General features: G+C 72.1%; 23 protein-coding genes. 10 read left to right on the forward strand and 13 right to left on the reverse strand.

Annotation, left to right across the window (positions count from 1 at the left end; all coding sequences use genetic code 11):
- Both QM572_RS08310 and QM572_RS08315 read right to left on the reverse strand, forming a co-directional pair.
- Positions 1–403 (reverse strand): hypothetical protein (locus tag QM572_RS08310; RefSeq protein ID WP_415091954.1); only part of this gene is annotated, 403 nt, incomplete at its 3' end.
- A 53-nt stretch (positions 404–456) separates the two neighbouring features.
- Complete coding sequence (locus QM572_RS08315) at positions 457–1,116, reverse strand: pirin family protein (protein WP_415091956.1); 660 nt, start codon at positions 1,114–1,116, stop codon at positions 457–459.
- A gap of 15 nt (positions 1,117–1,131) precedes the next feature.
- On the opposite strand from QM572_RS08315, the gene QM572_RS08320 reads away from it, so the two are divergent.
- Positions 1,132–2,472, forward strand: a complete 1,341-nt coding sequence (locus QM572_RS08320; RefSeq protein WP_415091958.1) for a GH1 family beta-glucosidase — start codon at positions 1,132–1,134, stop codon at positions 2,470–2,472.
- Between the two features lie 4 nt (positions 2,473–2,476).
- Here the strand turns inward: QM572_RS08320 and QM572_RS08325 are convergent, their stop codons facing one another.
- Entirely contained in the window at positions 2,477–4,528 is a 2,052-nt protein-coding gene (locus QM572_RS08325) for an FAD-dependent oxidoreductase (protein ID WP_415091960.1), read from the reverse strand.
- Positions 4,525–5,067 (reverse strand): PadR family transcriptional regulator, encoded by a 543-nt coding sequence (locus QM572_RS08330; protein ID WP_415091962.1) that lies wholly within the window; start codon positions 5,065–5,067, stop codon positions 4,525–4,527. Before QM572_RS08330 ends, QM572_RS08325 begins: the two co-directional genes overlap by 4 nt.
- 86 nt (positions 5,068–5,153) lie before the next feature.
- Here QM572_RS08330 and QM572_RS08335 point away from each other — a divergent pair, with 86 nt between their 5' ends.
- The 7 genes from QM572_RS08335 to QM572_RS08365 all read left to right on the forward strand — a co-directional run bounded on the left by QM572_RS08335 (position 5,154) and on the right by QM572_RS08365 (position 13,857).
- Positions 5,154–6,344, forward strand: coding sequence for a CaiB/BaiF CoA transferase family protein (locus QM572_RS08335; RefSeq protein WP_415091964.1), 1,191 nt, complete (start codon positions 5,154–5,156; stop codon positions 6,342–6,344).
- A gap of 46 nt (positions 6,345–6,390) precedes the next feature.
- Complete coding sequence (locus QM572_RS08340; RefSeq protein ID WP_415091966.1) at positions 6,391–7,926, forward strand: flavin-containing monooxygenase; 1,536 nt, start codon at positions 6,391–6,393, stop codon at positions 7,924–7,926.
- A 137-nt stretch (positions 7,927–8,063) separates the two neighbouring features.
- On the forward strand, positions 8,064–9,098 hold the full coding sequence (locus QM572_RS08345) for an AurF N-oxygenase family protein (protein ID WP_415091968.1): 1,035 nt from the start codon (positions 8,064–8,066) through the stop codon (positions 9,096–9,098).
- Positions 9,099–9,130: 32 nt separating this feature from the next.
- Entirely contained in the window at positions 9,131–9,793 is a 663-nt protein-coding gene (locus tag QM572_RS08350; protein WP_415091970.1) for a TetR/AcrR family transcriptional regulator, read from the forward strand.
- Positions 9,794–9,825: 32 nt separating this feature from the next.
- Positions 9,826–10,419 (forward strand): MerR family transcriptional regulator, encoded by a 594-nt coding sequence (locus tag QM572_RS08355; RefSeq protein WP_415091972.1) that lies wholly within the window; start codon positions 9,826–9,828, stop codon positions 10,417–10,419.
- 53 nt (positions 10,420–10,472) lie between these two features.
- Positions 10,473–11,684 carry an acetyl-CoA C-acetyltransferase gene (locus tag QM572_RS08360; protein ID WP_415091974.1) on the forward strand — a complete coding sequence of 404 codons (1,212 nt, stop codon included), beginning with the start codon at positions 10,473–10,475 and terminating at the stop codon, positions 11,682–11,684.
- A gap of 1 nt (position 11,685) precedes the next feature.
- Positions 11,686–13,857 carry a 3-hydroxyacyl-CoA dehydrogenase NAD-binding domain-containing protein gene (locus QM572_RS08365; protein ID WP_415091976.1) on the forward strand — a complete coding sequence of 724 codons (2,172 nt, stop codon included), beginning with the start codon at positions 11,686–11,688 and terminating at the stop codon, positions 13,855–13,857.
- A gap of 128 nt (positions 13,858–13,985) precedes the next feature.
- Here the strand turns inward: QM572_RS08365 and dinB are convergent, their stop codons facing one another.
- Genes dinB through QM572_RS08410 form a run of 9 tightly spaced genes read right to left on the reverse strand, consistent with a single transcriptional unit; the run spans position 13,986 to position 25,159 of the window.
- Positions 13,986–15,212, reverse strand: a complete 1,227-nt coding sequence (gene dinB / locus QM572_RS08370) for a DNA polymerase IV (protein ID WP_415091978.1) — start codon at positions 15,210–15,212, stop codon at positions 13,986–13,988.
- A 57-nt stretch (positions 15,213–15,269) separates the two neighbouring features.
- Positions 15,270–16,028, reverse strand: coding sequence for an enoyl-CoA hydratase-related protein (locus QM572_RS08375; protein ID WP_415091980.1), 759 nt, complete (start codon positions 16,026–16,028; stop codon positions 15,270–15,272).
- Positions 16,028–17,194, reverse strand: coding sequence for an acyl-CoA dehydrogenase family protein (locus QM572_RS08380; protein ID WP_415091982.1), 1,167 nt, complete (start codon positions 17,192–17,194; stop codon positions 16,028–16,030). Before QM572_RS08380 ends, QM572_RS08375 begins: the two co-directional genes overlap by 1 nt.
- A complete protein-coding gene (locus tag QM572_RS08385; RefSeq protein ID WP_415091984.1) occupies positions 17,191–19,167 on the reverse strand; it encodes a biotin carboxylase N-terminal domain-containing protein in 1,977 nt (658 codons plus the stop codon). Before QM572_RS08385 ends, QM572_RS08380 begins: the two co-directional genes overlap by 4 nt.
- An 8-nt stretch (positions 19,168–19,175) precedes the next feature.
- The gene (locus tag QM572_RS08390) at positions 19,176–20,750 is read right to left on the reverse strand and encodes an acyl-CoA carboxylase subunit beta (RefSeq protein WP_415091986.1); all 1,575 of its coding nucleotides are present in this window, start codon (positions 20,748–20,750) and stop codon (positions 19,176–19,178) included.
- Complete coding sequence (locus QM572_RS08395; protein WP_415091988.1) at positions 20,747–21,901, reverse strand: acyl-CoA dehydrogenase family protein; 1,155 nt, start codon at positions 21,899–21,901, stop codon at positions 20,747–20,749. Before QM572_RS08395 ends, QM572_RS08390 begins: the two co-directional genes overlap by 4 nt.
- Complete coding sequence (locus QM572_RS08400) at positions 21,898–23,754, reverse strand: acyclic terpene utilization AtuA family protein (protein ID WP_415091990.1); 1,857 nt, start codon at positions 23,752–23,754, stop codon at positions 21,898–21,900. Before QM572_RS08400 ends, QM572_RS08395 begins: the two co-directional genes overlap by 4 nt.
- Positions 23,751–24,560: a TIGR03084 family metal-binding protein gene (locus QM572_RS08405; protein ID WP_415091992.1), complete on the reverse strand. Its 810-nt coding sequence runs from the start codon at positions 24,558–24,560 to the stop codon at positions 23,751–23,753. Before QM572_RS08405 ends, QM572_RS08400 begins: the two co-directional genes overlap by 4 nt.
- On the reverse strand, positions 24,557–25,159 hold the full coding sequence (locus QM572_RS08410) for a TetR/AcrR family transcriptional regulator (RefSeq protein ID WP_415091994.1): 603 nt from the start codon (positions 25,157–25,159) through the stop codon (positions 24,557–24,559). The genes QM572_RS08405 and QM572_RS08410 overlap by 4 nt, the downstream gene beginning before the upstream one ends.
- 154 nt (positions 25,160–25,313) lie before the next feature.
- On the opposite strand from QM572_RS08410, the gene QM572_RS08415 reads away from it, so the two are divergent.
- Positions 25,314–26,030, forward strand: a complete 717-nt coding sequence (locus QM572_RS08415) for an ABC transporter ATP-binding protein (protein ID WP_415091997.1) — start codon at positions 25,314–25,316, stop codon at positions 26,028–26,030.
- Positions 26,005–26,814: hypothetical protein (locus QM572_RS08420; RefSeq protein ID WP_415091999.1), on the forward strand; the 810-nt coding region annotated here is incomplete at its 3' end. The genes QM572_RS08415 and QM572_RS08420, both read left to right, overlap by 26 nt.

The raw sequence follows: 26,814 nt of genomic DNA on the forward strand, positions 1-26,814 counted from the left end.
CTCCGCAGCGCCACGACGCGAGGTCGACGGCCGCGTCGGGGCTCGCGCCCGCCGCCCGGAAGTGGGCGAGTGCCGCCGCGTGGTCGCCGAGCGCGGTGGCGAGGTCGCCGTGGGCGAGGCGGGCCGCAGCGGAGACCTCGCCGGCACCGGTGAGGAGGGGAACCAGCTCGTCGGCGGAGCCGCCGGCCGCGACGAGGTCGCCCATGCCGAGCCGGACGACGACCAGCAGCACGACGCGGTGGACGCGCTCGGCGTCGCTCAGCGTGGCGGGGTCGATCGCCGAGAGGGTCGTGGCGGCGTCGCGCATGCGGCCGGCGCGGAGCAGGCCCCAGGCGGTGGCGAGGCTGCCGGCGTACGGCGACGCGGGACGCGGGAGCGGAAGCGTCGCGTCGGTCGTGGCCACATCAGGGAGCGTAGGGACGCGGACGGGTCCACGTGGCCGTTATGGGCAAACGCTCAGGGAGCGGGTGGCCGAACCCCGGCAACGGTCCAGACCATCAGGACCGTCGCCACGGCCGCGCGGACCTCGCGGGCCGGCTCGTCGGTGAGGATGAGCGCGTCGCCGGCGGCGAGCGGCTCGGCCAGCGAGTTGCGCAGCAGGGCGCCGGAGGCGACGAACAGGTGCACCAGCCCGCCCGACGGCAGTGCGGTCGCCTCCCCCGCCTCCAGGCGTACGACGTCCAGCGACCCTCCCGGCAGGCGGACCGTGTCGCCGTCGACCCGGGTCCACACCGGGTCGTCGTCGTACCCCGGAGGCTCGCGCAGCCAGGCCTGGACGAACCGGGTCTGCGGCGCGGCCGCGACCTCGCTGTGCCGGACCCCGCCGGCGGCGCGCAGCACCCCGAGATGCCCGGCGCCGAGCACGCCGCTGTTGCCGAGGGAGTCCTCGTGCGCGAGGGCGCCGCTGACGACGTAGGTGACGATGTCGATGCCGTCGTGGGCGTGTTCGTCGAACCCCTGGCCATCGGCGAGCAGGTGCTCGTCGTGGCAGACCATCGTCCCGATGGCGAGCCGCTCGGGGTCGTAGTGCTCGCCGAAGGAAAGGGAGTGCCAGGTCGCCCGACCCGGGACCTTCAGCATGAATCGGGCCGAACCCCGGCGAATCTCGACTGCCACGGGCACCATTGTGCTGTGCCCTCCCCGACGTTGCCTCCCGGCTTCGTCTTCGGCGCGGGGACGGCGGCCTACCAGATCGAGGGCGGCCTCGCGGAGGACGGGCGCGGCGCCTCGATCTGGGACTCCTTCGTCACCCGGCCCGGCGTGATCGTCGACGGCTCGGACGCGTCGCTGGCGGCCGATCACTACCACCGCGTGCACGAGGACATCGCGCTGTTGCGCCGCCTCGGGGTCGACTCCTACCGGCTCTCCCTGTCCTGGCCGCGGATCCTGCCCACCGGCCGCGGGACGGTGAACAAGGCCGGGCTCGACCACTACGACCGGCTCCTCGACGACCTGCTCGAGGCGGGCATCGACCCGATGGTCACGCTCTTCCACTGGGACCTGCCCCAGGCGCTGGAGGACGACGGCGGCTGGCTCAACCGCGCGACGATCGAGGCGATGGCGGAGTACGCCGCGGTCGCCGGGGAGCGCTATGCCGACCGGGTGGCGCGCTGGGTGCCGATCGGCGAGCCGAACGTCGTCGCGATGCTGGGCCACGGCCTGGGCCGTCATGCGCCCGGCCGCCGGCTGCTCTTCGACGTGCTGCCGGTCTCCCACCACCTGCTGCTCGCGCACGGCCGCGCCGTGATCGAGCTGCGCAACGCAGGCGCGCGGAGCATCGGCTGCGCCAACAACCACGCGCCGATGTGGCCGGCCAGCGACGACGAGGCCGACGTCGGCGCCACCAAGCTCTTCGACGCCCTGTGGAACGGCATGTTCCTCGAGCCGCTGCTGCTCGGCCGCTATCCGGCCGACCTCGCGCCGCTGCTCGAGGACGTCGTCGCCGACGGGGACCTGGCCACGATCCGCCAGCCGCTCGACTTCTACGGCGTCAACTACTACAGCCCGATCCGGGTCGCCGCCGGCGACGAGGGCTCCGAGGCGCCGTTCCGGTTCGTGAGCCTCCTCGGCCATCCGCGTACGGCGAGCGGCTGGTCGGTCGTGCCGAGCGCGCTGCGCGAGTGGCTGATCCTCGTCCGCGCCCGCTTCCGCGCCGCGCTGCCGCCGCTGATGATCACCGAGTGCGGCTCGTCGTGGGCCGAGTCGCCCGGCGAGGACGGCGTGGTGCACGACGCCGCCCGCGCCGCCTACCTCGAGGCCCATCTCGGCGCGGTCGCGGAGGCGGTCGAGCGGGGTGTCGACGTACGCGGCTTCTATGCGTGGAGCCTGCTGGACTCCTGGGAGTGGGCGGCCGGGTTCACCACGCCGTACGGCCTGGTGCGGGTCGACCCCGAGACCCAGGAGCGGACGCCCAAGGACTCCTTCGGCGCCTACGCGCGGATCATCGCGGAGAGCCGCGCGCGGCACGCCTGACCCGTCAGAGGCCGGCGGCGACCTTCGTGCCCTGGGCGATCGCGCGCTTGGCGTCGAGCTCGGCGGCCACGTCGGCGCCGCCGATGAGGTGGGCCGGGACGCCGAGCGTCTCGAGCTCGTCGTAGAGGCCGCGCACCGACTCCTGGCCGGTGCACAGCACGACGGTGTCGACGACGAGGGTCTCGGGCTCGCCGTCGACCGTGATGTGCAGCGCGACCTCCCCGCTGTCCAGCGTCTCCACGAGGTCGTACGACGCCCCGCTGATGAGCCGCACGCCCTCCTGCTTCAGCACCGCGCGGTGGGCCCAGCCCGACGTCTTGCCCAGCCCGATGCCGATCGGCGTGGTCTTGCGCTGCAGCAGCGTCACCCGGCGCGCGGGGGTGCGGGGCTCGCGCTCGCCGAGGCCGCCGCGGTGGGTGAGCGGGTCGGCGACGCCCCAGTGCGCCTTCCACTCCTCGAGCGACTCGGGCTCGTGGGTGAGGGCGACCGAGACGTCGACGCCGATGCCGCCGGCGCCGATGACCGCCACGCGCTCGCCCGGCACGACCCGGCCGGCCAGCACGTCGGCGTACGTCACGACGCCGGGGTCGGTGGCGCTCGGGCGGAGGCCCTCGAGGCCCTCGATCGACGGGATGCGCGGCTCCACGCCGGTGGCGACGATGACGTGGTCGAAGCGCTGCAGGTCCGCCGGAGTGGGCTCGGTGGAGAGCCGGACGTCGACGCCGAGCACCTCGAGCCGGCGGGTGAAGTAGCGCAGCGTGTCGCTGAAGTCCTCCTTGCCCGGGACCTCCATCGCGAGCCGGAACTGCCCGCCGAGGCGGTCCGAGCGCTCGAAGAGCGTGACCTTGATGCCGCGCTCGGCCGCCGAGACGGCGGCGGAGAGCCCGGCCGGGCCGGCGCCGACGACGGCGGCGGTGCTGGCGGTCCGGACGGGGGAGAGCACCAGCGTCGTCTCGTGCCCGGCGCGCGGGTTCACCAGGCACGAGACCCGCTTGTTCGAGAAGGCGTGGTCCAGGCAGGCCTGGTTGCAGGCGATGCAGGTGTTGATCTCGTCGGCGCGGCCGCTGGCCGCCTTGAGCGCGAACTCCGGGTCGGCGAGCAGGGGCCGGGCCATCGAGACGAGGTCGGCGCCGCCGTCGGCGAGGATCTGCTCGGCAAGCTCGGGGGTGTTGATCCGGTTGGAGGCGCAGACCAGGACGTCGACCTCCTTGCGCAGCCGGGCGGTGAGGTCGGTCCAGGCCCCACGGGGGACCTGGGTGATGATCGTGGGGACGCGCGCCTCGTGCCAGCCGATGCCGGTGTTGAGCACGGTGACGCCGGCCTCCTCGAGCGCTCGGGCGAGGTCCAGGGTCTCGTCCCAGGTCTGGCCGCCCTCGACGAGGTCGATGAGCGAGATGCGGTAGATGATCGGGAAGCCGTCGCCGACGAGCTCGCGCGACCGCCGGACGATCTCGATCGGGAAGCGCATCCGGTTGAACGCGCTGCCGCCCCACATGTCGGTGCGGTCGTTGGTCCGCTCGGCGAGGAACTGGTTGATGAGGTAGCCCTCCGAGCCCATGATCTCGACCGCGTCGTAGCCGGCCTTGCGCGCCAGTGCGACGCTCCGGGCGAAGTCGGTGACCGTCTGCTCGACGCCCTTGGTGCTGAGGGCGGAGGGACGGAAGGGCGTGATCGGGCTCTTGGTCGCCGACGCGGAGACGCTGAACGGGGTGTAGCCGTAGCGCCCGGCGTGCAGCACCTGCAGTGCGATGGCGCCGCCCTCGTCGTGGACCGCCCCGGTGACCTGGCGGTGCCGCATCGCCTGGAGCCGCGTGGTCAGCTCGGACGCGAACGGCTTGAGCCAGCCCCGCTTGTTGGGCGCGTAGCCGCCGGTGACGATCAGGCCGGTGCCGCCCCGAGCCCGCTCCGCGAAGTACGCCGCCAGCTTGGGCAGGTCGAGCCGCCGGTCCTCCAGGCCGGTGTGCATCGAGCCCATCACCACGCGGTTGCGCAGCGTCACGGCGTCCTCCCCGCTGCCGATGGTCAGCGGCGCGAGCAGATGCGGGTAGGAGCTCATCGGTGGGCCCTCTCGTGTGCGGTCAGGTAGTCGGTCAGGAAGTCGATCCAGAACTCCTCGAGCCGGACCCCGCCCTTGAGCACGAGGTACTGGTCGAGGTCGGGCCCGGTGAGGGCCGCGGGCTCGGGGTAGTCACGCTTCAGCAGGTGACGGAAGTGGCTCAGCCGCGCCTCGTGGTCGGCGAGCGTGGAGCGGAGGTGGCCGAGGAGCGTCTCGCGGTCGCCGTACGACGCCCCCCGCATCTTGACGGTCAGCTCGCTGCGCAGCGGCTCGATGTCGGCGGGCGTCGCCAGCCAGTCGGCCAGCACCCGCGCGCCGGCGTCGGTCACGGCGTAGACCTTCTTCGCCGGCCGGTCCGCCTGGGGGTGGGTCTCGGCTCGCACCCAGCCGTCGGCGTCCATCCGGGCCAGCACGCGGTAGATCTGCTGATGCGTGGCGCTCCAGAAGAACCCGATCGACCGATCGAAGCGCCGCGACAGCTCCAGCCCCGCCGCGGGCTGCTCCCGCAGTGCGACGAGGAGGGCGTGCTCGAGGGCCATGCCGGGATGCTGCCACGGGCCTGCTGCACTATGCAACTAGTTGCAATGGATGTAACGCTGACAGTCCTACTGGCAGGATCGCGCCTATGGAGCTGGACCGATGGGAACTGGGGCGGGGAACAGGCCCGCTGAAGGGCGTCAGGGTCGTCGAGATCGCCGGGATCGGGCCGGGCCCGCACGCGTGCACGATCCTCGCCGACCTGGGGGCCGACGTGATCCGGGTGGAGCGGCCCGGCGGCAACGCCCTCGGCGGCGGGGCGCACGACCTGACCAACCGCGGTCGGCCGAGCGTCGCGCTCGACCTGAAGAGTCCCGAGGCGATCGAGACGGTGCTCCGCCTGGTCGAGACCGCCGACGTCCTCGTCGAGGGGCTGCGCCCCGGCGTCACGGAGCGACTCGGCCTCGGTCCCGACGCCTGCCTCGGCCGCAACCCCCGGCTGATCTACGGCCGGATGACCGGCTGGGGCCAGGACGGCCCGCTCGCCCACACCGCGGGTCACGACCTGACCTACATCGCGACGTCCGGCGCGCTCTTCAACCTCGGCCAGGACCCCGGCCGCCCGCAGTTCCCGCTCAACCTCGCCGGAGACTTCGGCGGCGGCTCCACCTACCTCGTGATCGGCGTCCTCGCCGCGCTGCTCGAGGCGAGGACGAGCGGGCAGGGCCAGGTCGTCGACGCCGCGATCGTCGACGGGATCTCCCACCTTTCGACCATGTCCTACGCCCACCTCCGGCTCGGCGCGCTCAACGCCGACCGGCGCGCGGCGGGTCTCCTCGACGGCGGGATGCCCTACTACTCGACCTACGAGTGCTCCGATGGCCGCCACGTGGCCGTCGGGCCGATCGAGCCGCAGTTCTACGCGGAGCTCGGCCGCCTGCTCGGCCCCTACCTCCCGCCGCCGTTCGACGCTGCCGAGCTGCCCGGCCAGTGGGACTTCGACAGGCTCGACGAGCTGCGCGAGATCCTCACGGCGACCTTCCGGACCCGGACGATGGCCGAGTGGGCCGAGACCTTCGAGGGCACCGACGCCTGCGTGGCGCCCGTCCTCACCCTGACCGAGGCGGCGGACCACCCCCACCTGCGCGCCCGCGGCACGCTCGTCGAGGTCGACGGCGTGCTCCAGCCCGCCCCCGCCCCCCGCTTCTCCCGTACGCCGGCCACGCTGACCACACCGCCCCCCACCGCCCCGGGCCAGCACACCGTCGAGGCCCTGACGGCCTGGGGGATCACCGGGGTCGACGGCCTGGTCGAGTCCGGCGCCGCCGTACAGGCCTGAGACCAAGGTCTGCGCAAAGTCCCTACTCATGGGTAACCTGGCTCACATGGCCTCGTCCGACCGCACCCCTGACCTCGACGTCCTCATCATCGGCGCCGGCCTCTCCGGCATCGACGCCGCAGCCGCCGTGCTGCGCGATCACCCCGGCAAGTCGGTGGCGATCCTCGAGCGCCGCGAGGGCCTGGGCGGCACGTGGGATCTGTTCAAGTACCCCGGCATCCGCTCGGACTCCGACATGTTCACCTTCGCCTTCAAGTGGCGGCCGTGGACGTCGGACAAGACGCTGGCCGACGGCCCGCTGATCAAGGAGTACCTCGCGACGGTGGCCGCCGAGACCGGCGTCGACCAGGTGATCCGCTACGGCCACCAGGTGACGAAGGCGGAGTGGGACAGCACCACCGAGCTGTGGACCGTCACCACCAAGGCCGGCGGGAGGACGACGAAGCTCACCGCCCGGTTCCTGTGGAGCTGCTCGGGCTACTACAACTACGACGAGGGCTTCCAGCCCAGGTTCCCCGGCGTGGAGGACTACGAGGGCACCTTCATCCACCCGCAGTTCTGGCCCGAGGACCTCGACTACGCCGGCAAGAAGGTCGTCATCATCGGCTCCGGCGCCACCGCCGTCACGCTCGTCCCGGCGATGGCCAACGCGGGCGCCGCCAGCGTCACGATGCTGCAGCGGACGCCGACCTACATCGTCAGCCGGCCGGGCAACGACCTGCTCGCCGGCGGCCTGGCGAAGGTGCCGTTCGGCCGCGCGCTCACCGCGATGCTGCCGCTCAAGAGCCTGCGTCACAAGAGCGCGTACGAGGCGATCCGCTGGGAGAACCTCGGCCTGTCCCTCGGGCTCTACCTCTTCGCCCAGCGCGCGCCCCGGCTGGTCAAGAAGTTCATCCGGGACAACCAGATCAGCCAGCTCACCGCGCGCGGCGACGGCCCGGGCTTCACGAGGGCCGAGGCCGTCGCGTTCGTGGACGACCACCTCACGCCCCCCTACAACCCGTGGGACCAGCGGCTGTGCGCCGTGCCCGACGGCGACCTGTGGAAGGCCATCCGCGAGGGCAGCGCCACCATCGTCACCGACCACATCAAGACCTTCACCGCCAAGGGCATCGAGCTGGAGTCGGGCGAGACCCTCGAGGCCGACGTGGTGGTCAGCGCGACCGGGCTCAACATCCAGCTCTTCGGCGGTGCCGAGCTGACCGTGGACGGCGAGGTGGTCGACCCGAGCGAGACCACGGCGTACCGCGGGACGCTGCTCACGCGCCTGCCCAACTTCGCGCTGACCATCGGCTACATCAACGCCTCCTGGACGCTCAAGGCCGACCTCGTGTCGAGCTGGGTCTCCGGCCTCATCGGCGACATGGAGAAGCACGGCCACACCGTGGTGCGGGTCGAGGAGCCCGACGCCGCCGGCAGCCGCCCGCTGATGGACATGAAGTCGGGCTACCTCCTGCGCGGGGCGCCGTCGATGCCGAAGCAGGGCGAGGGCGCGTACGAGGCGAAGCAGAACTACTTCGTGGACATGAAGCGGCTCGCGCCCGGCGACTACCACGACGACGGGCACCTCGTCTTCGGCTGAGCCTTCGGCCGGGCCCGCGCGTGCCCGGCCGCTCGCGCTCGGGCCCGGATCGTCCGAACGGCCAGGCCGGGTGACCCGGGTCACCCATTTTCGTACTTCGGGTATGCGAGACGTGATGTCCTGCGTATGCTGGCGGTATGTCGATCATGTCTGCACCGGCGCAGCTGGCCAAGCGAGTCCTGCCCGGAGTCTCGGTGGGCTCCGGCTATGCCCCTCAGGGTCGCCAGTCGTACGACGACACCCTCCGTCGCCTCTCGCAGGCATCGACCGAGGTGCACTTCGAGGCCTTCCGTGACGTCGACTGGGACAACCCCGAGCTCGCCGTCGACCCGCACGACGAGCGCTGGATGCTCCCGATCGTCGACCCCCTCGGCGCCCATCCGTGGTACCGCTCGCTGCCCAAGGAGCGCCAGATCCAGATCGGGCGCCACCGGCTCGTCGCGATGACGAAGACCGGATCGCAGTTCGAGCAGCTCCTCCTGCTGGGCGGCACGCAGTTCCTCATGGGGCTGAAGAACGAGAACCCCGAGTTCCGCTACTTCATGCACGAGCTCACCGAGGAGACCCACCACATCCAGATGTTCCAGGAGTTCACCAACCGGGCCTGCCCCGAGGTGAGCGGCGCTCCCGCCTGGCTCATGCGCGGCATCCCGTGGATCGGGATGCTCGGCTCGTGGTGGCCGACCCTCTTCTTCCAGATCATCCTCGCGGGCGAGGAGCCGATCGACCACCTGCAGAAGGACGTGCTGCGCGCCGGCGGCAGTCATCCGCTGCTCAACCGGATCATGGCGATCCACGCGGCCGAGGAGGCTCGGCACATCGGCTTCGCGCATGCGTGGCTGGAGCACCACACGCCGTCGATGAACCCGGTGAACAAGCTCGCCCAGGGCCTGCTGGTGCCGCTCGTGCTGCGGCTCGGCTTCGGCGCCATCGTGGTGCCGAGCAAGGCCGACCAGCAGATGATGGGCATCCCCGACGAGGTCATGCGCGAGGTCTTCGGCAGTGGCAACGAGGAGATGAACAAGGTCCGCCGCGACGTCTGCGCCGACGTGCGCATGCTCTGCGAGCAGGTCGGCATCCTCAATGCGCTCACCCGCCCGGTGTGGCGGTTCTGGGGCGTCGACGGACGCGCCGCCCGCTACCGCTCCGAGCCCGCCACCGCTCGCGCCTGACCTCCGGCTCCTCCGGCGCTATCGTGGCGCCCGTGGCGCAGACCGACGGACGCACGATCCGGTGGGAGGGTCACTCCGACGCGCAGCGCGAGCGCCTCGTCAGCGCCGCGATCGCCCTGATCGAGGACGGTGCCGAGGCGCCGACGCTCGCCGACATCGGCCGCCAGGCGGGGATCGCCCGCTCGGCGGTCTACCGCCACTTCGTCGGCAAGGCCGAGCTGGACGCGGCGGTGCAGCGGCGGATCTTCCGCGACCTGGCCGCCGAGCTGCTCCCGAGCCTGGAGATGACCGGAGCGCCGCAGGTCGCGTGGCGCAGGGCGCTGACGACGTACGTCGTCTGGGCGGCCGACCACCCGCTGCTGCACCGCCGGGCGGTCCTCGACCCCGACGGCGGGCCGCTGCAGGCAGGGCTCGACGAGATCGCCCGCCGGATCGCCGACGGCATGGTCGCCTGGTTCGAGGCGCTCGGCGCCTTCGTGACCGAGGCCGACCGGGCGGCGACCGACCCGCTGGCCCACGGGCTGGTCGGGGGTGTCTTCGCGACGGTGCGGCGCTGGGTCGAGCTGGGCGCCACCGTCCCCGACCGGCCCCACCTGATCGACCTGCTCGTCGAGGCGACGGGGGCCATGATCGAGATCCGGCTGCGCAGCTACGGTCTCAGCCTCGGCGAGGCGGAGGGCGCGCCGACATCCTGACAGTCGGACTGTCAGGGTGCTAGCGTCCGAGGATGGACCAGGAGCGATACACCGTCGAGGAGCTGTCGGCGGCGACGGGGCACACGGTCCGCAACATCCGCTACTACACCGGCCTCGGCCTGCTTCCCGCCCCCGAGAAGCAGGGCCGGATCGCCGTCTACGACGCCGGGCATCGCGCCCGGCTCGAGCTGATCACGTCACTGGCCGAGCACGGCTTCACCCTCGAGGCCATCGGCCGCTACCTCGAGCGCCGGGGGACGGGCGCCACCGCCGACGACCTGGCGATGCAGCGCGCGATGATCACCAGCTGGACGGGCGACTCGGCCGACGACGTACAGGCCCGGATCGCGCGGGAGCTGCTCGAGCTCGGCATGCCGCGCGATGCGCTCGCGGCCGCCCACGAGGCCACCACGCGGCACATGACCGCGCTCGCCGAGGAGCTCGACCGGATCCTGCGCACCCAGATCGTCGACGTCTTCGTGCGCACCGACCACACCCCGGAGGAGGCGGCGGAGTTCGAGAAGGGCCTGCCGCGGCTGCGCGACCTCACCGTCGAGGCTGTCGTCGTCGCCTTCCAGGGCGCGGTCAACCGGATGATCTCGCGTTCGTTGGACCGAGTTCGCTAGGCGGTCGCCCGGACCTGCTTGACCGTGACAGTTTTGGTGTCATGATTGGCCGCATGGCTGAAGCATTCATCTACGACCACGTCCGCACGCCGCGCGGGCGCGGCAAGAAGACCGGCTCCCTCCACGAGGTGAAGCCGGTCGACCTCCTCACCGGTCTCCTCGAGGAGCTCAAGGTCCGTCACCCGGATCTGGACACCGCCGCCATCGACGACATCGTCCTCGGCTGTGTCACCCCGATCGGCGACCAGGGGATGGACATCGCCCGCACCGTCGCGCTCACCGCCGGCCTCGACGAGTCCGTCGCCGGCGTGCAGCTCAACCGCTTCTGCGCCTCGGGCCTGGAGGCCGTGAACCAGGCCGCCGGTCGCGTCCGCTCCGGCTGGGAGGACCTGATCGTCGCCGGTGGCGTCGAGTCGATGAGCCGCCTCCCGCTCGGCGCCGACGGCGGCGCCTGGGCGATGGACCCGGCCACCTCGATCACCGCCGACTTCATCCCCCAGGGCATCTCCGCCGACCTGATCGCCACGATCGAGGGCTGGGGCCGTCCCGAGGTCGACGCGCTCGCCGCGGAGTCGCACGCCCGCGCCGCCAAGGCGTGGGCCAACGGCTACTTCGATGACTGCGTGATCCCGGTCAAGGACAAGAACGGCCAGGTCATCCTGGCGCGTGACGAGACCATCCGCCCCGACACGACCGTCGAGTCGCTCGCGGGCCTCAAGCCCTCCTTCGCCCAGCAGGGCAACGACGCGGGCTTCGACGACGTCGCGCTCTCCAAGTACACCGAGGTCGAGAAGATCAACCACGTCCACCACGCCGGCAACAGCTCCGGTGTCGTCGACGGCGCCGCGCTGATGCTCATCGGCAACGAGGAGGTCGGCAAGAAGTACGGCCTGACCCCCAAGGCCCGCATCGTCTCGGCCGCGGTCATCGGCTCCGAGCCGACCATCATGCTGACCGGCCCCGCGCCCGCCGCCCGCAAGGCGCTGGCCAAGGCCGGCCTCACCGCCGACGACATCGACCTGTGGGAGATCAACGAGGCCTTCGCCGCCGTGGCGCTGCGCTTCATGAAGGACATGGACATCTCGCCCGACGTCGTCAACGTCAACGGCGGCGCCATGGCCATGGGCCACCCGCTCGGCGCCACCGGCGCGATCATCCTGGGGACGCTCGTCGACGAGCTGCAGCGCCAGGGCAAGAAGTACGGCCTCGCCACGCTCTGCGTGGGCGCCGGCATGGGCATCGCAACGATCGTCGAGGTGATCTGACATGACTGACACAGCAGTGAAGTACGACATCGACGCCGACGGCATCGTCACCCTCACCCTGGACGACCCCCACCAGTCGGCCAACACCATGAACGCGCTCTACCAGAGCTCGATGAAGGCCGCCGTGGAGCGGCTGTACGCCGAGGCCGACCAGGTCACCGGCGTCGTCGTCGCCTCGGCGAAGAAGACCTTCTTCGCCGGCGGCGACCTCAAGCTCCTCATGCAGGCCCGCCGGGAGAACGCCGACGAGGTGTTCGCCGAGGTCGAGGGCCTCAAGGCCACCCTGCGCAAGCTGGAGACCTTCCCGAAGCCGGTCGTCGCCGCCATCAACGGGGCCGCGCTCGGCGGCGGGCTCGAGATCGCGCTCGCCACGAACCACCGCATCGCGGTCGACGGCAAGTACCCCATCGGCCTGCCCGAGGTGAAGCTCGGCCTGCTCCCCGGCGGTGGCGGCGTCACCCGCACCGTCCGCATGTTCGGCCTGATGACGGCGCTCATGGACATCCTCGGCCAGGGCACCGAGTTCAAGCCGGCCGCCGCGAAGGAGAAGGGCCTGGTCGACGAGCTCGTCGCCACCCAGGACGAGCTGGTCCCGGCCGCCAAGGCGTGGATCAAGGCCAACCCCGAGTCCGTCGCCCAGCGCTGGGACGTTCCCGGCTACAAGATCCCCGGCGGCACCCCGTCCTCGCCGTCGCTGGCCGCCTTCCTCCCGGCGTTCGCCCCGCTGCTGCGCAAGCAGATCAAGCAGGCCAACTACAACGCCCCGAAGGCGATCCTGTCCGCGGCCGTCGAGGGCCTGCAGGTGGACTTCGACACCGCGTCGCGGATCGAGTCGCGCTACTTCACCACGCTGGTCACCAGCCAGCAGGCGAAGAACATGATCCAGGCGTTCTTCTTCGACCTCGGGTCGATCAACTCCGGCGCCCTGCGTCCGGCCGGCGTGCCGACGTACACGCCCTCGAAGGCGGTCGTCCTCGGCGCCGGCATGATGGGCGCGGGCATCGCGTACGTGCTCGCTCGCGCCGGCGTGGAGGTCGTGCTCAAGGACGTCACGCTCGAGGCCGCGGAGAAGGGCAAGTCCTACACCGCCGGCCTCAACGAGAAGGGCGTCTCGCGCGGCAAGATCACGCAGGAGAAGGCCGACGAGATCCTCGGCCGGATCACGCCGACGGCCGACGCCGCCGACGCCGCCGGTGCCGATCTGGTCGTCGAGGCGGTCTTCGAGAACGTCGAGCTGAAGCAGAAGGTCTTCAACGAGATCATCCCGTTCCTCACCGACGACGCGCTGCTCGCCTCCAACACCTCGACCCTGCCGATCACCGAGCTCGCCAAGGGCGTCGAGGGCACCGACGCGGCCGCCCGCTTCATCGGCCTGCACTTCTTCTCTCCGGTCGACAAGCTGCCGCTGGTGGAGATCATCAAGGGCGCGGAGACCTCCGACGAGGCCCTCGCGAAGGCGTACGACGTCACCCTGCTGATCAAGAAGACCCCGATGATCGCCCACGACTCGCGCGGCTTCTACACCTCGCGCGTCATCGGCACGATGATCGAGGAGGGCCTCGCGATGCTGACCGAGGGCGTGCACCCGCTCACCCTCGACCGCGCCACGACGCAGGCGGGCTACCCGACCGGCGTGCTCCAGCTGGCCGACGAGCTCAACCTCGAGCTCATGTACAAGATCGCGAAGACCACCTCGGAGGCCACCGGCATGCCGACCACGGTCACCGAGAAGGTCGCCGGCCGCATGATCGAGCTCGGTCGCGCGGGCCGCCTGCGGGGTGCCGGCTTCTACGACTACGAGGACGGCAAGCGCACCGGCCTGTGGGAGGGCCTCGCCACCGAGTATCCCGTCGCGGAGAAGCAGATCCCGCTGGCCGACATCAAGGACCGGCTCATGGTCCGCCAGGCCATCGAGACCGCGAAGACGTTCGAGGAGGGCGTGGTCACCTCGGCCGCGCACGCGAACATCGGCTCGGTCTTCGGCATCGGCTTCCCGCCGATGACCGGCGGCGCCGCGCAGTTCATCCAGGGCTACGACGCGGCCGACGGCTCGTACGGCATCGAGGCATTCCTCGAGCGCGCCGACGAGCTGGCCGACACGTACGGCGAGCAGCTCCGCCCGACCCAGGCGCTGCGCGACATGGCGGCGAAGGGCGAGACCTTCCCCGCCTGACGCCGAATAGGGCCTCCCCTCACGCCGAGTGGGGGCTTGGATCCACCGAATGGGGGCTTTCCGCGACCGTGTCGCGCGGGGAGCCCCCATTCGCGTGCTCGGAAGCCCCACTCGGCCGATCTAGGCCCCTACTCGGGGTGAGGGGAGGCCCTACTCGGCGGGGTGGGTGGGTCGGGGAGGGTCGGCATCTCATGGCCGAGGCGGGTGCCGGGCGCGAGGAGGGTGGCGCGGGTGACGGCCTGCCTCCCGAAGCGCTCGCGTACGGCGTCGAGGGCCGTGTCGACGTACGACTGCGCCTGCTCGCCGGGCCACAGCGGCAGCTCGAGCTGCTCGGTGCGGGCGTCGGCGAGGCCGCTGATGGAGATGCCGAGGAGTGTGCAGCCCTTCTCCTGGATCAGGGGAGCGGTGGCGCGGAGGAGCCGGCGGCCGGTCTCGAGCCAGGCCGCGGTCGCTCCGTGCGCGTGCGGGATCGTGCTGCTGCGAGTGGCGCGGGTGAAGTCGTCGAAGCGAAGTCGGAGGGTGAAGGTGCGGCCGATCCGCTCGCCGCTCCTGAGCCGGCGGGCGACGCGGTCGACCAGCCCGGCGAGGATCGTCTCGAGCTCCTCCGGGCTGCGCCGCCGGCGGCCGAGCGCGGACTGCGAGCCGATGCTGCCACGTCGTCGGTTGACCTGGACGGGCCGTGGGTCGCGCAGCGTGGCGAGGGCGTGGAGGTGGCGGCCGGTGGCGATCCCGACGGCGGTCTCGAGCTCGGACGTCTCGCGGCGGGCGAGGTCGCCGACGGTGCGGATGCCGTCGGCGCGCAGCTTGCGCGCGGTGACCGGCCCGACGCCCCAGAGCCGCTCGACCGGGAGCGGGTGGAGGAAGTGCTCCTCGCCGTGCTCGGGGACGAGCAGCAGGCCGTCGGGCTTGCTGACCGCGCTGGCGACCTTCGCGAGGTACTTCGTGCGCGCGCCGCCGACGGAGATCGGCAGGCCGACCTCCTCCTTCACGCGCGCTCGGAGGCCGTGGGCGATCTGGTCGGGCGGTCCTTTCAGGCGCTGTAGGCCGCTCACGTCGAGGAAGGCCTCGTCGATCGAGATCCCCTCGACCAGCGGAGTGGTGTCGCGGAAGATCTCGAAGACGCGCTTGCTGGCCTCGACGTAGGCCTCGAACCGCGGGGGGACGACGATCGCGTCCGGGCACCGGGCGAGCGCCTGCCGCCCGCCCATCGCGGACGTCACGCCGAACGCCTTCGCCTCGTAGCTCGCCGCCAGCACCACGCCCCCGCCCACGATCACCGGGCGGCCGCGCAGGCTGGGGTCGTCACGCTGCTCGACCGACGCGAAGAACGAGTCGAGGTCGGCGTGGAGGATCACCGCCCCAGGCTATTCGAACATGTGTTCTATCAATAGATCTTGCTCGGAGACGCGCGCTCAGCGGGGACGGGAGAGCCAGGCGGTCATGGCCTCGTGGGCCTCGGGACTGTCGAAGAGGCGGGCGGACAGTGACGCCATCTCCTCGGCGTGGGCGTCGAGGTTCGCCAGCACGGAGGCGTTGAGGAGGCGCTTCGTCTCGCGCAGGCCCTGCTCCGCGCCGCTGGCCGTCTCGGCGGCGGCCGCGGCGACGATGGCGTCCAGCTCGGCGGCGGGGACGACCTTCGTCACCAGCCCGGCCGCCTGCGCGTAGTCGGCGCCGACCTTGGCGCCGCTGAGGAAGAGGTACGACGCCTGCCGGCTGCCCAGCTTGGGCAGCAGCGTCAGGGAGATCGCCGCCGGGGCCAGGCCGAGCTTGACCTCGGTGAGCTGGAAGTTGGCCGCGTCCGACGCGATCACGATGTCAGCGGAGGCGACCAGGCCGGTGCCGCCGGCCCGGACGGCGCCGCGGAGCGCGACGATCACCGGCTTCGGCAGCGCGAGGATCGCCCGCTGCAGCGCGACGATGGTGCGGGTCCCCTCGATCATCGGCGTGGTCGCGGCCTCCGACAGGTCGGCGCCGCTGCAGAACACCTTGTCCAGGCTGGTGAGCACGACGACCTTGGCGTCGGGGTCGGCCGCCGCCGTACTCAACTTCATCAGAAGCTCGGTGACGAGCTGGCGGGAGAGGGCGTTGCGGTTGTGGGGGCTGTCGAGGGTGATCGTCGCGACCGAGTCCGCGACGGAGTAGTGGACCAGCTCGGCCGCCGGCTGGGACATCAGTAGCTCTTCGGCAGGCCGAGGGAGTGCATGGCGACGAAGTTGAGGATCATCTCCTTGCTCACCGGCGCGATCCGCATCACGCGGGAGCCGCCGATGAGGGCGCCCATGCCGTACTCCTGGGTGAGGCCGTTGCCGCCGAAGGTGTGCACGGAGGTGTCGACGGCGAAGACGCCGGCCTCGGCGGCGGCGTATTTGGCGATGTTGGCCGCCTCGCCCGCCTCGAGGTCCTTGCCGTCGTCGACGAGGGTGGCGGCCTTCTGGGTCATCAGCCGCGCGAGCTCGACCTGGATGTGGGCCTGCGCGAGCGGGTGCGCGATGGCCTGGTGGGAGCCGATCGGTCCCTTGAAGACCGTCCGCTCCTTCGCGTACGCCGTCGCCTTCCCGATCGCGAAGCGGGCCATGCCCGTCGCGTAGGACGCCGCCATGATCCGCTCCGGGTTGAGTCCGGCGAAGAGCTGCACGAGCCCGCCGTCCTCGTCGCCGACGAGCGCGTCGGCGGGCAGCCGGACGTCGTCGATGAAGACCTGGAACTGCGTCTCGGGCGAGACGAAGTCCATCGGGATGGGGGTGAACTCGAAGCCCGGCGCGTCGGTCGGGACGACGAAGAGGCAGGGCTTGAGCTTGCCGGTCTTGGAGTCCTCGGTGCGACTCACGACGAGCACGTTCGTGGACTCGTCGAGGCCGGAGATGTAGATCTTGCGGCCGTTGAGCACCCACTCGTCGCCGTCCTTGCGGGCGGTCGTGGTGATGTTGTGGCTGTTGGTGCCGGCGTCGGGCTCGGTGATCGCGAAGGCCATCGTCTCGGTGCCGTCGGCGATGCCGGGGAGCCACGTCCGCTTCTGCTCCTCGGTGCCGAACTTCGCGATGACGGTGCCGCAGATCGCCGGGCTGACGACCATCATCAGCATCGGCGAGCCGGCCGCGCCGAGCTCCTCGAGGACTGCCGCGACGTCGGCGATGCCGCCGCCCCCGCCGCCGTACTCCTCGGGGATGTTGACGCCGAGGTAGCCGTTCTTCCCCAGCTCGAGCCAGAGCTCGGTGGTCTTCTGGCCGCTGCGGGCCTTCTCCAGGAAGTACTCCTGGCCGTACTTGCTGCCGAGCTTGAAGACCTGCTTGCGCAGCTCGATCCGCTCCTCGGGCTCGGTGAATGCTCCGGTGCTCATGACTGCTCCTCGGTGTTCTCTGCGGGATGGTCGGGGGCGTGTACGACGGCGAGGACCGTCCCGCCGGTGACCTGGTCGCCCACCGCGACGGCGAGCTCGGTGACGGTGCCGTCGTACGGCGCCGCGATGGTGTGCTGCATCTTCATCGCCTCGAGGACGAGCAGCGGCGTCCCCTCGGTCACGTGGTCGCCGACCTTCGCGTGGACGGTGACGACGGCCCCGGGCATCGGCGCGACCAGGCTGCCCTCCTCCACCCGCTCGGCGGGGTCGAGGAAGCGCGGCTCGCGGAGGAGCGCGACGTGGCCGTGGATCGAGTCGACGTCGGCGGTCTCCCGGCCGGGGAGGCCGCGGACGGCCGTCGCGTAGGGGGTGCGGACGCCATCGACCTCGAGCACGACCCGGGTCGGGGTGGCGGAGACGACGGTGGCTCCGTCGACGCCGAGGCCGGTGCGGCCCAGGGTGAGGTCGACGCTGGTGCCGTCGGTGAAGGCGATGGTCAGCGGCTGGGTCGGGACGTTGCGGAAGCCGGTGCGCACGCCGGCCGGGACGGTGCGGCGCGCGTCGTTGCGGGTGACGATCGCCAGCGCTGCGGCCGCGCGGGCTGCCGCGGCCGGCGACCAAAGTGTCACGGTGACACGTTGCGAGCCGCTCGGGGCGGTCGGCGGGTGCGTCGTCAAGAACGCGGTGGAGACCTCCTCGGCGAGGAACTCCGGCGACTCGAGGATCGCGACGAGCTGGTCGCGGTTCGTGGTGAGGCCGTGGATCCGAGCTTCGCGGAGTACGCCGGCGAGCTGGAGCGCCGCCTCGGTGCGCGTGCCCGCGGTCGAGATCACCTTCGCGATCATCGCGTCGTAGAACGTGCTGACCTCGTTGCCGGCCGCAAAGCCCGCCTCGACGCGGATGCCGTCGGGGCTCGGGATGTCGAAGGCGGTGAGGAGGCCGGTCTGGGGGGCGTAGTCGGAGGCAGGGTCCTCGGCGTACAGGCGGACCTCGATGGAGTGGACCGAAGCCCCCACTGGGTCCGAGGAGAGGCCCTTCTCGGCGAGAGGGGAGGCCCCAGTCGCGGTGAGGAGCTGCAGTTCGACCAGGTCGAGGCCGGTGACCTCCTCGGTGACGGGGTGCTCGACCTGGAGGCGGGTGTTCATCTCGAGGAAGAAGAACCGCGTCGTGTGCGGGTCGTAGAGGAACTCGACGGTGCCCGCGCCGCGGTAGTCGATCGCCTCGACGGCCCTGCGGGCGGCGTCGTGGAGGGCGGTGCGCACCTCGTCGGGCAGCGCGGGAGCCGGAGCCTCCTCGACCACCTTCTGGTGGCGGCGCTGGAGGGAGCAGTCGCGGTCGCCGACCACGGTCGTGCTCATCACCTGCACCTCGACGTGACGGCCCTCCTCGACGTACGGCTCGACGAAGACGGTGCCGTCGCCGAAGGCGCTCTCGGCCTCGGCACGCGCCTTCGCGATCTCGCCGTCGAGGTCCTGGAGCCTGCGCACGATGCGCATGCCGCGCCCGCCGCCGCCGGCGCTGGCCTTCACCAGGAGCGGCAGGTCGGCCTCGGTGGGATCGGTGGGAGCCTCGAGGACGGGTACGCCGGCCTCGCGCATGATCTGCTTCGACCCGACCTTCGAGCCCATCTTCGTGATGGAGTCCGGCGTGGGGCCGATCCAGGTCAGGCCGGCCGCCTCGACGGCGGCGGCGAACTCGGCGTTCTCGGAGAGGAAGCCGTAGCCGGGGTGGATCGCGTCGGCGCCACTGCGGAGGGCGGCGTCGATGAGCAGGTCGCCGCGGAGGTAGGTCTCGGCGGGCGTGTTGCCGGGGAGGTGGACGGACAGGTCCGCGTGGCCGACGTACGGGAGGTGCTCGTCGGCGTCGGAGAAGACGGCGACGCATCCGATGCCGAGGCGGCGGCAGGTGCGGAAGACGCGCGAGGCGATCTCGGCGCGGTTGGCGACGAGGACTCGGGTGATGGATGCGGTCATCGGGTCGCTCACATTCTGAAGACGCCGAAGTTGAGGGCGCCCTCGATCGGCTGGTTCTCGATGACGGACAGGCAGATGCCGAGGATGGTGCGGGTGTCGCGCGGGTCGATGATCCCGTCGTCGTAGACCATCCCGGAGAGGAAGTAGGGCAGCGACTGCTCCTCGATCATCTGCTCGACGAACGCGGCGGTGGCGGCGTTGGCCTCCTCGTCGAAGGGGATCCCCTTCGCCTCGGCGGCGGCGCGCGACACGATCGTCATCACGCCGGCGAGCTGCTTGGGCCCCATCACCGCAGACTTGGCGTTGGGCCAGGTGAAGAGGAAGCGCGGGTCGTAGGCGCGGCCGTTCATGCCGTAGTTGCCCGCGCCGTAGGAGGCGCCGATGAGGATCGAGATCGAGGGCACGGTCGAGTTGGAGACCGCGTTCACCATCATCGCGCCGTGCTTGATGATGCCGCCCTGCTCGTACTCCTGGCCGACCATGTAGCCGGTCGTGTTGTGCAGGAACAGCAGGGGCGTGTCCGAGGCGTTGGCCAGCTGGATGAACTGCGTCGCCTTCTGCGCCTCCTTGCTGAAGAGGATGCCCTGGGCGTTGGCGAGGATGCCGATCGGCCGGCCGTGGATGCGTGCCCATCCGGTGACGAGCGACGAGCCGTAGAGCGGCTTGAACTCGTCGAACGGCACCTCGTTGGCCTCGCTCGGCCCGTCGACGAGGCGGAGGATCACCTCGCGCGGGTCGAAGGGCTCCTTGAGGTCGGTGGGGATGAGGTCGAGCAGTCCCTCGGGATCGAGCAGCGGCTCGGCGTACGGTCCAGTGAATCGCGCTCCGCGCTTGCGGACGTTGAGGCGGGCCACGATGCGGCGGCCGAGGCGGATGGCGTCGCGCTCGTCGGTGGCGAGGTAGTCGGCGAGGCCGGATGTGGTCGCGTGCATCTCCGCGCCGCCGAGCGACTCGTCGTCGGTCTCCTCGCCGGTCGCCATCTTGACCAGCGGCGGCCCGCCGAGGAAGACCTTCGCGCCCTTGTCGACCATGACGATGTAGTCGCTCATGCCGGGGATGTAGGCGCCACCGGCGGTGGAGTTGCCGAAGACCAGCGCGACGCTGGGCTGCTTGCGAGCCGAGGCCCGGGTGATGTCGCGGAAGCCCTTGCCGGCCGGGATGAAGATGTCCTTCTGGTGCGGCAGGTCGGCGCCACCGGACTCGACGAGGACCACGCTGGGGAGGTGGTTCTCCTCCGCGATCTGCATCGCGCGGGCGGTCTTGCGCATCGAGACCGGGTTGATCGAGCCGCCCTTCACGGTCGGGTCGTGGGCGACGATCATGCACTCGACGCCGGAGACGACGCCGATGCCGGTGACGGTCGAGCCGCCGACCGTGAACTCGGTGCCCCAGCCGGCCAGCGTCATCAGCTCGAGGAACGGCGCGCCCTCGTCGAGCAGCAGCTCGATCCGCTCGCGGGCAGTGAGCTTGCCGCGGGAGTGGTGGCGCTCGATGTACTTGCCGCCGGCGTTGACCGCCTTGGCGTGCTCGGCGTCGAGGTCGGCCAGCTTGTCGAGCATGGCCGTACGGCGCTCGGCGCTCATGCGCTCAGTCCCAGGAGCTTGGCGGCAAGGTCGGTCATCACGTCGGTGGCTCCTCCTCCGATGGGCAGGATCCGGGTGTCGCGGTAGTGCCGCTCCACCTCGGTCCCGGTCATGTAGCCGGTGCCGCCATGGAGCTGCACGGCCTCGTTGCAGACCCACTGGCTCGCCTCGACCGCGGTCTGCTTGGCGAGTACGGCGGCGGCGATCGTGTCCGCGGTCGTCCCCTCGGACAGGTAGCGGTCGACGACGCTGTGGGTGAAGACGCGGGAGACCTCGACGAGGCGCCGCATCTCGACCAGCGTGTGCTGCACGACCTGGCGGGCGATGAGGGGCTTGCCGAAGGTGCTGCGCTCGCGGGCATAGGCGATGGTGAGCGCGAGGCTGCGCTCGGCGATGCCGTAGGCGTGGACGGCCAGTGCGATCCGCTCGGTGACGAACGCCTCGGCGATGTAGCCGAAGCCGGCGTTCTCCTCGCCGACGAGGTTCTCGACCGGGACGCGGACGTCGGCGAAGCCGAGCTCGGCGGTGTCGGAGCAGCGCCAGCCCATCTTGTCGAGCTTGCGGTCGACGCTGAAGCCGGGCGTGTCCTTGTCGACGACGAGCAGGCTGATCCCTCCGGCGCCGGTGCTCGGACCGGTCCGGACGGCGAGGGTGACGAAGTCGGCGCGCACGCCGCTGGTGATGAAGGTCTTCGAGCCGTTGACGACGTAGTGATCGCCGTCGCGGGTCGCGCGGGTGGTGAGGTGGGCGACGTCGGAGCCGCCGCCGGGCTCGGTGATGCCGAGCGCGCCGATCCTCTCGCCGGCGAGCGTGGGCCGGACGTAGGCGTCGATCAGGCGGTCGCTGCCGTGGGCGACGATGTGGGGCAGCGCGATGCCGTGGGTGAAGAGACCCGCGAGCAGGCCGGAGCTGGCGCCCTCGGAGATGAGGCCCTCGGTGAGCGCCACGGTGTCGGCCAGGGTGCCGCCCTCGCCGCCCACCTCCTCGGGGAAGCCGAGGCCGAGGACGCCCTGCTTCGCGGCCGCCTGGTGGAGGGCGCGGGGGATCTCGCCGGCGTCCTCCCACTGCTGCAGGTGGGGGGCGATCTCGCGGCGGGCGAACTCGGCGCCGAGCTCGCGCACCTCCTTCAGATGGGTCGTGCCGGCGCTCATCGGAGCAGCTCCTCGGGGATGTCGACGACACGGCTGCGGAGCCACTCGCCCAGCGCCTTCGCCTGTGGGTCGAACCGCACGCCCTCGGCCACGCCGGCGCCGAGGATGCCCTCGACGACGACGTTGACGCCGCGGAGGTTGCGCAGCGGCACGACGTGGACGGGCAGGTCACGGGTCTCGGGCATGAGCGTCCGGATCCAGTCGGGCGTGACGGTGGCGAGCAGCCAGTCCACCGCCGCGTCCGGCCGGTCGGCCGGGATCCACAGCCCGATGTTGGCGTTGCCGCCCTTGTCGCCCGACCGGGCGTACACCAGCTCCCCCACCGCGACCCGCCGAGTGGGGCCTCCGGCACGGCCGAGTGGGGCCTCCCCTCCGTCGAGTGGGGCCTCCGGCACGGCCGAGTGGGGCCTCTCCTCCGTCGAGTGGGGCCTCGCCTCATGGTGAGTGGGGGCCGCGGACGCCCCCACTCGGTGTTGCTCAAGGCCCCACTCGGGATGAGGGGAGGCCCCACTCGGGGTGAGGGGAGGCCCCACTCGGCGGGGTGGTGGGACGGTGAGCGTGGTGCCGTCCGGGAGGTGGACGGTCTCGGTCACGGCCGACCGGTCGACGTACTCGGGGCGGTAGACGCCGTAGGCGCTGGGCTTGCTGGGAGGAGCGGTGACGTGGAAGCCGGGGATGCTGGCGAGGACGAGCTCGATCGCGGGTCCGGTGAAGGCGCGGCCGACGGCGTCGGCGTCGTGGGACCAGGCGACGAGGCGCAGCAGCGTGGCGGCGCCCTCCTCGGTGCCGGAGTCGAGCGGCGGAGTGTGGTGGGTGGACCAGGCGTGCCGGAGCCCGGCGGGCAGGACCGCCTCGACCTGGGCCTTCAGCAGCTCGGCCTTCGCGTCGACGTCGAGGCCGGTGAGCACGAACTCGACCTGATTGCGCCAGCCGCCGAGCTCGTTGACCGCGACCTTGAGCCGCTCCGGCGGCAGGCTCCCCCGCACGCCGCCGATCTCGACGCGGTCCTCGCCGAGGTCGCGCAGCGCGATGCTGGCGAGGTCGCAGGTGACGTCCGGATTGAGGTACGCCGTCTCCTGGATCTCGTAGAAGAGCTGGGCGGCCACCGTGTCGGTCGTGACGAGGCCGCCGGTGCCGCCGTGCTTGGTGATGACCGACGAGCCGTCGGCGGCGATCTCGGCGATCGGGAAGCCGAACGGCACCAGCGGGTCCTTCAGCCGACCGGACGCGACGGCGTCGAAGAGCCCCGCGAAGTTGCCGCCGGTGGCCTGGGTGCCGCACTCGATGACGTGCCCGGCGACGAGGGCCCCGGCCAGCTCGTCGAGCGAGTCCTGGGTCCAGCCGTGGTGCCAGATCGCCGGCCCCATGACGACCGACGCGTCGGTGACGCGGCCGGTGACGACCACGTCCGCGCCGGCCTCCAGCGCGGCCGCGATGCCGAAGGCGCCGAGGTAGGCGTTGGCGGTCAGCGCGCCGGGGAAGAGGCCGGAGGCGCGGAGGTCGTCGCCGTCGACGTACGCGACCCGAGGACCCCGACCCGAGCCGGTGTCGATCTCGCCGATGGCCTCGGCGAGGCCCGCCGGGTTGAGGCCGCCGGCGTTGCTGACGATCCGCACGCCCCGCTCGAGCGCGAGCCCGAGGCAGTCCTCGAGCTGGCGCAGGAACGTCTTCGCGTAGCCGAGGCTCTCGCCGCCGGGGCGCAGCTGGTCCTTCCCCAGGATGAGCATGGTCAGCTCGGCGAGCCAGTCGCCCGTGATCACGTCGACGGGGCCGCCCTCGAGCTGCTCGCGCAGGGCGGAGAGGCGGTCGCCGTAGAAGCCCGAGCAGTTGGCGACGCGGAGGGGCTCGCTCATGCGGGGCTCCCCTCGGGCCGGCGGCCGCCCCCCGGAGGGCCGGCGAACGCCTGCGCGATGTCGAGCCACCGGTCGGCGTCGGTCCCGGCGGCGACGAGGTCGGTGTCGTCGCGGTGGACGCGCTGGGTGACGAGGCGGGCGAAGTCCCACGCGGACCCGGTGATGGACTGCTCGGCGTCCTCGGGCCCGAACTCGACGGTCCCGCCGCTGGGCAGGGTGAGCCGCACGCGGACCTCCGCGGTGGGCAGGTCGAGTCCGCGGGCGGCGTACGCGAAGCCACGGGTGCGGACGCCGAGGTGGGCGACGTGCCTGACCGCGTCGGTCCGCTCCGGGGACGTGCCGAGGGCGTCGTGGACGTCGAGCCCGTGCGCCCAGGTCTCCATGAGGCGGGCGGTGGCCATCGAGGCGGGCGACATCGGCGGCCCGAACCACGGCAGCTTGCCTCCCGCGGCACCGGCCTCGCGCAGTGCCTCGGTCAGCGCGACACGGGCGGCGTCCCACCGGAGGAGGAGCTCGGCGCCGGGCACCGTCGCGCCGGCGAGGGCCTCGGCGTCGACGAACCCCTCGGGATCCTGGATCGCCTCGAGGACCAGCTCGTCCCACTCCTGCTTGTCGCCGCGGGCGGCCCGGGTGGCGAGCAGCGAGGCCTCGTCGGTCCAGGCGAGGTGGGAGATCGTCGTCGCGACGTCCCAGCCCTCGGCCGGAGTGGGCAGCCGCCACTGCTCCTCGGTGAGGAGCGCCACGGTCTCGCGCAGGCGCAGGCCGACCGTCGCGAGGTCGTCCAGCAGGTCGTCGAGGATGCTCACGGGATCTCCTTGTCGAGGACGGTGGCCCAGTGGTCGAGGATCCGGTTGCGGCGGCGGGTGTCGTCGCCGAGGGTCGAGGCGAGACCGAGGCCGCGCAGGAGGTCCAGGGTGGCCTGGACGAGCTCGCGCTGGCCGGGGACGGACTCGTCGACGTCGAGGAGGCGTACGGCGAGGCGGTGGGCCTCCCGGCCGATCTCCTGCTCCAGGGGCCCGACGAGGGCGAGCAGCTCGGGGTCGGTGCGGGCGGCCACCCAGAGCTCCAGCGCGGCGGTGAACCGCGGCGAGGTGAAGTGGTCGGCCAGCAGCTCGAGCACGGCGCGCGTGCGGGCGCGGCCGGTCGGCAGCCGGTCGACCGCGGCGGCCAGCTCGGCCCCGCGGGTCGTCATCACGTGCTGCACCGCGGCGACGACGAGGTCGTTGCGGGTGGGGAAGTGGTGCAGCTGCGCACCGCGCGAGACGCCCGCCCGCTCGGAGACGAGCGTGGTCGTCGTGCTGGCGAAGCCCCGCTCGACCAGCAGCTCCACCGCCGCGTCCAGGAGCCGCGCGCGCATCAGCCGGGTGCGCTCCTCCTGCGGGACGCGGACGGTGGCCTGGGTCACAGGGGGAGTCAACCCCCTCATCAACAAACAGTCAAGACTGTCTTTAACTTTGCCCGTGCTGCCCGATCGGACAGGGGGACTAGTCATCCGTGGCCACGTCGGCACGAGCCGTGCGACCGTGGTGCCGGCGTACGGGAGGGAGGAGGATTCCGTGGTGAGTGAGCAAGTCCCAGCGGTGATCGTCGAGGGGCTGCACGTCCGCTTCGGGGAGGTCGAGGCGGTCGGCGGCGTCGACCTGGTCGCCGCGGCCGGCCACTGCACCGCGCTCCTGGGGAGGAACGGCGCGGGCAAGTCGACGACCATGCGGGTCCTCGCGGGGGTGGTGCCTCCGACCGAGGGCCGCGTGGTCGTCGCCGGCCACGACGTGCGCCGGGCGCCGCTGGCCGTGAAGCGGGCGGTCGGCTACTGCCCCGACGTCGGCGGCCTCGTGCCGCGGGCGACGCCGTGGGAGCACCTCCAGCTCTCGGCCCGGCTGCGGCGGATGGACGCGGGCTGGGAGGAGCGGGCGCGCGACCTGCTCGAGCGCTTCGGGCTCGGCGACGTCGCGCACCGCGTCACCTCCGGCTTCAGCCACGGGATGGGCCGGCGGCTCTCGGTCGTCCTCGCCGCCTTCCACGAGCCCGCCGTGCTGCTGCTCGACGAGCCGTTCGACGGCGTCGACCCGATCGGCGTCGAGGCGACGCTCGAGACCGTCAGCGACGCCCGCGCCCGTGGTGCCTGCGTGCTGGTCTCGACCCACCTGCGCGAGCTGGCGATCGAGGCCTGCTCGTCGGTCCTCGTGCTGCGCGGCGGCGCGCCGGTCGCGTCCGTCAGCGCGGGCGAGATGGCCGGCGAGGAGGGTGCGCGTGAGTACCGCCGCCTCCTGGACTAGGTCCCAGGTCCGCGCCGCGGCCGACGTCGGCCACCTCCTGCGCTTCCGTACGACGACCCGTGGCCGCCGCCGCTTCGCGGCCGGACTCGCGGTGTTCGTGGCGATCACCGTCGCGGTGGCGGTGGCGCCGGCGTACCTGCCGGGGGCGGGAGGCGGCGGCTACGCGTTCAGCGTCCTCCTCCTGGTGCCGAGCGCGATGGCCGGCTTCCTGCTGCTCGCCGTCGTCGCGGCCGTCGCCAGCGGCGGCGGCCGGGAGCTGGTGGCCCGCGACCAGCTGGTGGCCTACCCGGTCTCGCCGACCACGGACCATCTGGGCGCGCTGCTGCTCGCGCCGCTCAACATCGGCTGGCTGATCCAGTCGTGGGCCCTGCTCGGGAGCGCGGCCTTCGCCGTCGGTCGTGACGACGTCGGACCGCTGGCGGTCGCGCTGCTGGCCTGGATCGCGGCGTCGACGGCGATCGGGCAGCTCGTGGCCTGGACGGTCGAGTGGGTCCGGCGGCTGCCCGGCGGCCTCGTCGCCGTCCGGGTCGTGGCGGTGCTGGGCCTGCTCGGGGCGGCGCTGCTCCAGCTCACCCATCGTCTCGCGCCGGCGCTCGACCACGTCCCGACCCGGCGCCTCCTCGCGCTCTACCTGGACGGCGCATGGACGTGGCGGTGGCTGCTCGGCGTCGTCGTCACGCTCGCCGCCTTCGCCGTCGCGACCTGCCTCGGCGCGGCGCCGGCGACGCTGGCCGCCCACCGGCCGGCGCGGGAGGAGACGGCGGCCGAGAGCAGCCACGTGCGC

The sequence above is a fragment of the Nocardioides sp. genome (assembly GCF_047607365.1).
Lineage (GTDB): Bacteria > Actinomycetota > Actinomycetes > Propionibacteriales > Nocardioidaceae > Nocardioides.

Coding starts and splice junctions, on each gene's coding strand:
- QM572_RS08400 (WP_415091990.1), bottom strand. CDS start 23,754: ATGAGCGAGCCCCTCCGCGTCGCCAACTGCTCGGGCTTCTACGGCGAC.
- QM572_RS08385 (WP_415091984.1), bottom strand. CDS start 19,167: ATGACCGCATCCATCACCCGAGTCCTCGTCGCCAACCGCGCCGAGATC.
- QM572_RS08395 (WP_415091988.1), bottom strand. CDS start 21,901: ATGAGCGCCGGCACGACCCATCTGAAGGAGGTGCGCGAGCTCGGCGCC.
- QM572_RS08365 (WP_415091976.1), top strand. CDS start 11,686: ATGACTGACACAGCAGTGAAGTACGACATCGACGCCGACGGCATCGTC.
- QM572_RS08360 (WP_415091974.1), top strand. CDS start 10,473: ATGGCTGAAGCATTCATCTACGACCACGTCCGCACGCCGCGCGGGCGC.
- QM572_RS08340 (WP_415091966.1), top strand. CDS start 6,391: ATGGCCTCGTCCGACCGCACCCCTGACCTCGACGTCCTCATCATCGGC.
- QM572_RS08345 (WP_415091968.1), top strand. CDS start 8,064: ATGTCGATCATGTCTGCACCGGCGCAGCTGGCCAAGCGAGTCCTGCCC.
- QM572_RS08330 (WP_415091962.1), bottom strand. CDS start 5,067: ATGGCCCTCGAGCACGCCCTCCTCGTCGCACTGCGGGAGCAGCCCGCG.
- QM572_RS08375 (WP_415091980.1), bottom strand. CDS start 16,028: ATGTCCCAGCCGGCGGCCGAGCTGGTCCACTACTCCGTCGCGGACTCG.
- QM572_RS08380 (WP_415091982.1), bottom strand. CDS start 17,194: ATGAGCACCGGAGCATTCACCGAGCCCGAGGAGCGGATCGAGCTGCGC.
- QM572_RS08390 (WP_415091986.1), bottom strand. CDS start 20,750: ATGAGCGCCGAGCGCCGTACGGCCATGCTCGACAAGCTGGCCGACCTC.
- QM572_RS08325 (WP_415091960.1), bottom strand. CDS start 4,528: ATGAGCTCCTACCCGCATCTGCTCGCGCCGCTGACCATCGGCAGCGGG.
- QM572_RS08355 (WP_415091972.1), top strand. CDS start 9,826: ATGGACCAGGAGCGATACACCGTCGAGGAGCTGTCGGCGGCGACGGGG.
- QM572_RS08335 (WP_415091964.1), top strand. CDS start 5,154: ATGGAGCTGGACCGATGGGAACTGGGGCGGGGAACAGGCCCGCTGAAG.